Raw genomic sequence first — 7,306 nt, 5'->3', positions numbered from 1 at the left:
GCGACGACGTTCGCCCATCCGATCAGCGATCGGAGACGCCGGCGCCGCGGCACGCGCTCGGCTGTGGTCGTCGCCGCAGAATCGGGTTGTGCGAGCACCGTCATGCGCTCACCAGGTCAGGTCGCAGTGCGACGAGCGGGTCATCGGCGGCGGCGAGCTGGGCGTATCGTTCGGGGGTCGCCGGGTGGCGCAGGTATCGCACGTCGTCGAACGAGACCGCGGCATGCCGTACCGCCTCCGCCTCTGCAGGGAACACCGAGGCGACCTCGCGTGCGATGCCCTGGGCCGTGGCCCCGGGGGCCGGATCGATGAGGTCCCGCTCCAGCAGGCCCCGCGCGAGAGCCCGGAAGCGCAGGATGGTCGCCTCGTCCCAGTCTCCGCTGCGGGCGCTGCGCTCGGCATCGGCCCGCAGTTGAGCAGCCGAGCGGTCGTCGTCCGAGCCCAGGAGGTCACCCCGTGGGCGTCGCACGGCATTCGCTCGGCGCGGGCGCCCCCAGATGATGAGGGCCGCGATCAGCGCCCCGAACACGATGATGCCCACGATGATCAATGCGGACGGCCCGACGCTCGCTCCGTTGTCGGAGCTGAACAGGTCGGCGAGGAAGCGCGCGATGTCTCGGGCGATCAGATCGAACCAGGTGGGCGTGGCATCCGCGTACCGAGGATCCGACAGCTCCTGCTCGGCCCAATTCCTGGCTTCGTCCCCGTCGGGGATGAGGGCGTCGTCGAACGGACGGATCATGCCGACCCTTCGCCGCCGGAACCCGGAGCTGTCCAGGTGGTGTCAGCAGGCGGTGTCGGCGGCGTGAATGCGGGAGGAGGCGGGGGCGGAGTCGCCTGCGCGGACTGCGGGGCCGGCGCGTAGGGCGGCTGAGAGGGGTACTGCTGCTGCGCGGGGTACGGCTGTGCGGGGTACGGCGGCTGGGCGGGGTACGGCGGCTGCCCGGGGTACTGCTGCCCGTCGTACCCCGTCTGCGCCATCATCGCCCATTCCGGCACCTGCGCGGGAGGCGGGGCGTTCGTCACCGCGCGAGAGGGGTCGACCGCGAACGGATCGCCGAGCTGGTCGTCGCTCCACCCCAGGTCGCGGCGCTCGACATGAGCGATCAGAGCCTGGTCGAGGCCCTCGTAGCGCATCCGACTGTCGAGGTACACGAGGGTGCCCGCGGTGCTCTGGACGACGAGGGTGATCGCCTGCAGCACGAGAAGCAGGATCTGCGGAACGATCAACGCGAAGGCGAAGCCCATGATCGACGCGGTGTCGGTCGCGCCGGTCGGTGCGATCACGGTTCCGAGCATCGAGCTCACGAGGGTCACCGGCAGGCTCACGACCTGCATGGCGACGCCCATCATCAGACCGATCAGGAAGGTGACTCCCCAGGCGACCCAGAACCGACCGCGGGTCAGACGCCAGGAGCGCACGAGTGCGTCTCGGAACTTCGCCCGCTCGAGCACGAGGATCGAGGGCACGAGCAGCAGCTTGGTCGTGAGCCATACGGTGAGCGGGATGGTGGCGAGGACGAGCAGGATCACGAGGATCACGACCCCGCCGATCGCCCCCGCGGACTCTCCGAGACCACCGGCGATGAAACCCGCGATGATCAGGAAGAGGATGACGATGATGCCGAAGACGAAGAGCACCGACAGTGACGCGAAGGCGGCCAGGCGCCAGAACGAGGGGATCATCCTGCGCCACAGGGTTCCCAGCGACGCCTTGACGCCGATCGCCCCGTAGCCGATCTCGGCCGCGACGACTCCCTGCATGAGGGCGGTGAAGGCGATGGATGCGAGACCGACCGCGATGCCCGCGACGAGGTTCATCGCCACGGTTCCGGCGAACACCGCCTCGAAGTCCGGCGATGAGGGCGACAGCGACTCGAGCCGCGTGAACGTGCTGACGAACACGAAGCCCATCACGGTGGCGCTGAGAGTGACCACCGCCAGCTGGATCACGACGCCGAAGCCGAACAGCACCTTCGGGTTGTGTCGAAGCGCCGCGAAGGCCTTGCCCAGCAGCATCCCGAAGGTCAGCGGATGCAGGGGGATGATGCCCTTCTTCGGGGCAGGGGTCCACGTCTGGCCGCTCACCGGCACTCCCTCCGTCGTGCGCTCCCATCGTGTCACAACACCGCTCGGACGCGCAGACATGAGGGACGTGGAACTGAGTGCCATAAGGTAACAGTTATGACCTCACGCATTCTTGTGGTCGACGACGACACCGCGCTCGCCGAGATGATCGGCATCGTGCTGCGCACGGAGGGCTTCGAACCGGTGTTCTGCGCCGACGGTGCGCGGGCGGTCGATGAGTGGCGCATACAGCGTCCTGACCTCGTGCTGCTCGACCTGATGCTCCCCGGTATGGACGGCATCGAGATCTGCACGCGCATCCGTGCGGAGTCCGGAGTGCCCGTCATCATGCTCACCGCACGCAGCGACACCGCCGACGTGGTGCGGGGCCTCGAGGTCGGGGCAGACGACTACATCGTCAAGCCCTTCAACCCGAAAGAGCTCGTCGCCCGCATCCGGACGCGTCTGCGTCCCGCGCCTCAGACCGTCGGCGAGCAGCTTCATGTCGGAGACCTCACGGTAGACGTCGATGCCCATGAAGTGCGTCGAGGCACGGCGCCGATCGCGCTCACCCCGCTGGAGTTCCAGCTGCTGGTGGCGCTCGCCTCCAAGCCGCAGCAGGTGTTCTCCCGCGAGATGCTGCTCGAACAGGTCTGGGGCTACCACTACAAGGCCGACACTCGCCTCGTGAATGTGCATGTGCAGCGACTGCGCGCCAAGGTCGAGCTCGATCCCGACAATCCCAAGATCGTCATGACGGTGCGTGGCGTGGGCTACCGTGCCGGGAGCGCGGGCTAAGAGCACCATGGCCGCGACCTCGGCGACCACGACGGCGGTCGCTGTCATCCGCGACTGGCGCGGCTGGCCGACCGTGACCCGCGCGCTGTGGCGCAGGTCGCTGCGGTTCCGCACACTGACGATCACACTGCTCCTGACCTCGACCGCGATCCTGATCACCTGCGTGACCATGGCGCTGGTCATCCAGAACGATCTCTTCGAGTCGAGGAAGAACGAGGCGCTCGAGGATGCGGCGCGTGCCGTGAACCAGGCGCAGATGACCCTCGATTCCGCAGCACTGGGAGATGAACCCGCTGCCCTGCAGGAGCTGTGGGACAGCGTGCAGGCCGACCTCCGTCGCTACTCGACCGCTGAGGGGTTCGCCGGCATCCGGATCGACGTCGATGCCGATGCCGTCTCTCTCAACGGATTCTCGGCGGGGCTCAGCGCCAACGTCATCAGCAGCGGGCTCAGCAATCGGGTGGTGCAGTTCGACGACAGGCAGTCCTGGCAATCCGTCGGGCTCGACGTCGGCGGACGCGTCGTCCCCGGGATCATCGTCGGGCAGCAGCTGCAGGTACCGGAGGCAGGACCCTTCGAGCTGTACTTCGCGTACGACCTCGCCGATGCCGACAACACGCTCACCTTCGTCCAGCGCACTCTCTGGATCGCCGGGATCGGACTCGTCGCGATCGTCGCTGCGATCTCGTTCATCGTGCTACGCACCGTCTCCACGCCGATCGTCGAGGCCGCCGAGACGAGCGCCCGGCTGGCGTCGGGAGACCTCGGCGTCCGCATCGACGTGCATGGGGAGGATGAGATCGCGACCCTGGGGCGCTCCTTCAACGCCATGGCGGACAGCATCGAGTCTCAGATCAAGGAGCTCGGCGAGCTCTCGCTCGTGCAGCAGAGGTTCGTGTCGGATGTGTCGCACGAGCTCCGGACCCCTCTCACCACGATCCGGCTCGCCGCCGACATGCTGAACGACCAGCGGGGCGAATTCGATCCGACGACCGCGCGCACCACCGAGCTCCTGCACACTCAGGTGCAGCGGTTCGAGACGCTGCTGTCCGACCTGCTGGAGATCAGCCGGTACGACGCCGGGTCCGTTCAGCTGGAGCTCGAGGCGACGAGCCTCGCCCACCTCGCCGAGGACATCATCGACCAGATGAAGCCCCTGGCCGACGAGCGCGGCAGCGAGCTGAGGCTGGTCGCTCCCGGCGGATACTCGCCGGTGGACATGGACCCGCGACGTGTGCGGCGAGTGCTGCGCAATCTCGTCGGCAACGCGATCGAGCACGGCGAGGGAAGGCCCATCGTCGTCACCGTCGACAGCAATCAGTACGCCGTGGCCGCGGGAGTGCGCGATTTCGGGCTCGGAATGGATCCGGCGGACGCCGAACGCGTCTTCGACCGATTCTGGAGGGCCGATCCGTCGCGTCAGCGCACCATCGGCGGCACGGGGCTCGGGCTGTCGATCGCACTCGGCGACGCGACGCTGCACGGCGGCACGCTGGCCGTGTGGTCCGGGCTCGGGGTCGGCACGAACTTCGTGCTCACGCTGCCTCGTGGCGGAGACGTGCTCGAGGGGCCGTCACCGATCCAGGTCGAGCCGCAGGAGCCCCTCGCCGAGCTCGGCGATGCGACTCAGCCGATCCAGCTCGCCGACATCCCCGCCGAGCTGTTCGATCGAGGGAGCATCGAATGATCGCCAGAACTCGTCGCCTGGTGCGCGGGCTCGCGATCGCGACGGTCGCCCTCCTGCTCTCCGCCTGCACCGGCCTCCCGACGACCGGCGACGTGCAGCCCGGTCTTGCCCTCGGGGCATCGCCGGAGGACCAGGACTTCCTGCCCCTCGCCTCCGGCCCGGTCGACGGGGTGGGGCCGGCTGCGATCGTCGAGGGGTTCATGGAGGCGGCGATCACACCCGCCGACAACTGGGACACCGCGCGCAAGTTCCTGACGCCCGAGCTCGCCTCGACCTGGCGCCCGAACACCGGGGTGTCGATCGACATCAGTGCCGACTCCCGTTCCTTCCTCTCGAGCATCGAAGATGACACGGAGGCGGATGACGGAGACACGGCCGACGTGCGGGTGCGCTTCGACCAGGTGGCCAGTGTCGATGCGACAGGGGCATACTCCGAGGCGTTCGCTGCATCGAACTCGGCGTTCGTCGTCGTGCGCACCAACGGGCAGTGGCGCATCGCCGATGCCCCTGACGGTGTCGTGATCGACGAATCCCGGTTCGCGCGCGTGTACGACGACTACGCGCTGCAGTACTACGACCAGACGTGGGAACGACTCGTGCCGGATGTCCGCTGGTTCCCGCGGCGAGCGACGATCGCGACGACGATCGCGCAGTCGCTGATCGGCGGCGCACCCAGCCCATGGCTGGATCCCGCGGTGCAGAGCGCATTCCCCCCGGGAGTTCAGCTCGCACGCGACGCCGTGCCGATCGACGTCGACCAGGTCGCCGATGTCGCTCTGAACCGGGCGGCACTGAGCCTCGACCCCAAGACACTCGCCAGGATGCGCACGCAGCTGCAGGCGTCGCTGATCGCTGCAGGCGTGCAGATCAACCAGGTGCGCTTCACGGTCGACGGGCGCACACTCGAGGCCGGCGTCGTCAAGCTCGTCGATGTTCCGGTCGAGGCGGGCAGCATCGTGCTGAAGGACGGAGAGTTCGGCACCCTCGTGGGCGGAGAGATCACTCCGATCCCCGGCGTGACGGAGCAGATCCTCGCCGCGCCTCAGGCGATCAGAGCCGTCGACGTCTCGATCGACGACTCGCAGGCTGCCGTCCAGCTGGCCGACGGGCACGTGTATCTGGCGGGGGACGGCCGGTTCGACGCTCTGGACGAGAGGTCGTCGCTGGTGCGGCCCACCATGGACCCCTACGGGTTCACCTGGTCGGTGCCGTCCAACGCGCCGGCCGCACTGCAGGCGATCGACAGCGACGTCGAGCCGAGGCCCATCGACGATGCGTGGCCGGACGCGTCGGCCGTCTCGGCTATCCGGGTCTCGGCCGACGGCGCGCGGGTCGCGGCCGTCATCGTGGTCGGAGGCCAACGATGGGTCGTGGTCTCGGCGGTGATCCGCGATGAAGAGGGCGTGCCGACCGCGCTCGGCCCGACCAAGCCGCTGACCAGACTCGACGGCAGCGTGGCAGGCCTCGTCTGGCTCGGCGCCGATCGCCTGGGTCTGCTGTCCGATCTCGACGATCGGCTGGTGCTCACCCAGGTCGTCGGCGGCACCGGCACCTCCGAGGTCGCGCCCACGGGGACCGTGTCCATCGCCGGTTCGCGCGCAGCCACCGGAGTGCGTCTGCTCGGCGCCGACGGCGCGGTGTTCGCACGGAGCGGCTCTGCGTGGAGCGAGTCGGTCACCGGCGTCTCGCTTCTCGCGACCAGAGCGGGCTACTGAGCACCGTCTCTGCACGGATCCGGCACAGCATGCGTTGCTGACAGATGTCGGGCACCGCAGCGGCAGGCTGCTGCGGACGCGATCGCGCGCGGAGAAGATCGACGGATGCCGATGCCCTCGACCATCCGCGTCGCCTGTGCGGAGATCCTCGCCCTTCTGCTCGCTGCGACGTGCGCCGGCTGCGATCAGCCTGAGACGATGCTGTGCGAGGCGTGTCGGCGGCAGCTCGTCCCCGCCCCGCTCGAGCTGCGCACCCCGGCGGGCCTTCGGGTGCGGGCTGCTGTGCCCTTCGAAGCGGTGGCGGCGCGGTGCATCCGCAGGATGAAGGACTCGGGCGAGACGATGGCTGCTCGTCCGCTCGGCGCTGTCCTGGGTGACGTGCTCCGCGCCGAGCGGGGCGCGCAGACCCGGAGCAGACCGCTCGTGGCGCCGATCCCGACCTCCCGTCATTCCTTCCGCGCGAGGGGATACCGCGTGCCGGAGCTCCTCCTCCGCCGTGCGGGAGAGCAGTCGGAGCGCCTGCTGAGCGTGAGTCGTCGCAGCGCGGATCAGCGAGGGCTCGACGCGGATCAGCGGATCGCGAACGTGAGGGCGAGCATGCGCGCTCGTCGGCAGGGCAGCGGTCAAGCCGTGATGCTCGTCGATGACGTGATGACCACGGGCGCGACGTTCGACGAGGGGGCGCGCGCACTGCGCGCCGCCGGCTTCCACGTCGTCGCGGGTGTGGCGCTGGCGGCGACACCCCGTCACAGCGAACGGAATGCGAACGCATCGGGGACACGCAGGAAATGACCCGTGACTTCCGTCGGCATGCGGACTACCGTGGGGGGACACAAGGCGACCACGGTCCGCCCCCGGGAGGAACGGGAAAAGGAGGCAGCAATGGAACCGAGCATCGTTGGCGTCGGGGTCGGTATCACCGATCGCTTCCGAACCGGTGTCGAAGAGAAGATCGCCAAGATCCAGACGTTCGCGTCACGTGCGCAGCGATTGGATGTGAAGGTCACCCACCGGGTGTATCGCAACGGCCGAGTGCCGG

The 7,306-nt window shown here is 68.7% G+C and carries 6 protein-coding genes and 1 pseudogene; 5 read left to right on the top strand and 2 right to left on the bottom strand.

The genetic code is table 11. The annotated features are described in order from the left end of the window. Nucleotides 1-100: 100 nt before the first annotated feature. Nucleotides 101-742 (bottom strand): DUF4129 domain-containing protein, encoded by a 642-nt coding sequence (locus J7E68_RS09295; protein ID WP_215171956.1) that lies wholly within the window; start codon nucleotides 740-742, stop codon nucleotides 101-103. Beyond that, complete coding sequence (locus tag J7E68_RS09290; RefSeq protein ID WP_215171954.1) at nucleotides 739-2,088, bottom strand: hypothetical protein; 1,350 nt, start codon at nucleotides 2,086-2,088, stop codon at nucleotides 739-741. The genes J7E68_RS09295 and J7E68_RS09290 overlap by 4 nt, the downstream gene beginning before the upstream one ends. Nucleotides 2,089-2,184: 96 nt before the next feature. On the opposite strand from J7E68_RS09290, the gene mtrA reads away from it, so the two are divergent. The 5 genes and pseudogenes from mtrA to J7E68_RS09265 all read left to right on the top strand — a co-directional run. Next, nucleotides 2,185-2,865 (top strand): MtrAB system response regulator MtrA, encoded by a 681-nt coding sequence (mtrA, locus tag J7E68_RS09285; protein ID WP_215171952.1) that lies wholly within the window; start codon nucleotides 2,185-2,187, stop codon nucleotides 2,863-2,865. A gap of 7 nt (nucleotides 2,866-2,872) precedes the next feature. Next, complete coding sequence (gene mtrB, locus J7E68_RS09280) at nucleotides 2,873-4,552, top strand: MtrAB system histidine kinase MtrB (protein WP_215171950.1); 1,680 nt, start codon at nucleotides 2,873-2,875, stop codon at nucleotides 4,550-4,552. Then, nucleotides 4,549-6,267, top strand: coding sequence for a GerMN domain-containing protein (locus tag J7E68_RS09275; protein ID WP_215171949.1), 1,719 nt, complete (start codon nucleotides 4,549-4,551; stop codon nucleotides 6,265-6,267). The genes mtrB and J7E68_RS09275 overlap by 4 nt, the downstream gene beginning before the upstream one ends. A gap of 111 nt (nucleotides 6,268-6,378) precedes the next feature. After that, on the top strand, nucleotides 6,379-7,059 hold the full coding sequence (locus J7E68_RS09270; RefSeq protein ID WP_251048827.1) for a phosphoribosyltransferase family protein: 681 nt from the start codon (nucleotides 6,379-6,381) through the stop codon (nucleotides 7,057-7,059). A gap of 3 nt (nucleotides 7,060-7,062) precedes the next feature. Further along, a pseudogene (locus tag J7E68_RS09265) lies at nucleotides 7,063-7,306 on the top strand (hypothetical protein); the annotation flags it as partial.

Origin of the sequence: Microbacterium sp. ISL-103 (assembly GCF_018613995.1) — a bacterium.
Classification (GTDB): Bacteria; Actinomycetota; Actinomycetes; order Actinomycetales; family Microbacteriaceae; genus Microbacterium.
The sequence above is the reverse complement of the archived record's forward strand: the minus strand, read 5'-3'. Positions and strand labels throughout refer to the sequence as shown.

Coding starts and splice junctions, on each gene's coding strand:
- mtrB (WP_215171950.1), top strand. CDS start 2,873: ATGGCCGCGACCTCGGCGACCACGACGGCGGTCGCTGTCATCCGCGAC.
- mtrA (WP_215171952.1), top strand. CDS start 2,185: ATGACCTCACGCATTCTTGTGGTCGACGACGACACCGCGCTCGCCGAG.
- J7E68_RS09275 (WP_215171949.1), top strand. CDS start 4,549: ATGATCGCCAGAACTCGTCGCCTGGTGCGCGGGCTCGCGATCGCGACG.
- J7E68_RS09270 (WP_251048827.1), top strand. CDS start 6,379: ATGCCCTCGACCATCCGCGTCGCCTGTGCGGAGATCCTCGCCCTTCTG.
- J7E68_RS09295 (WP_215171956.1), bottom strand. CDS start 742: ATGATCCGTCCGTTCGACGACGCCCTCATCCCCGACGGGGACGAAGCC.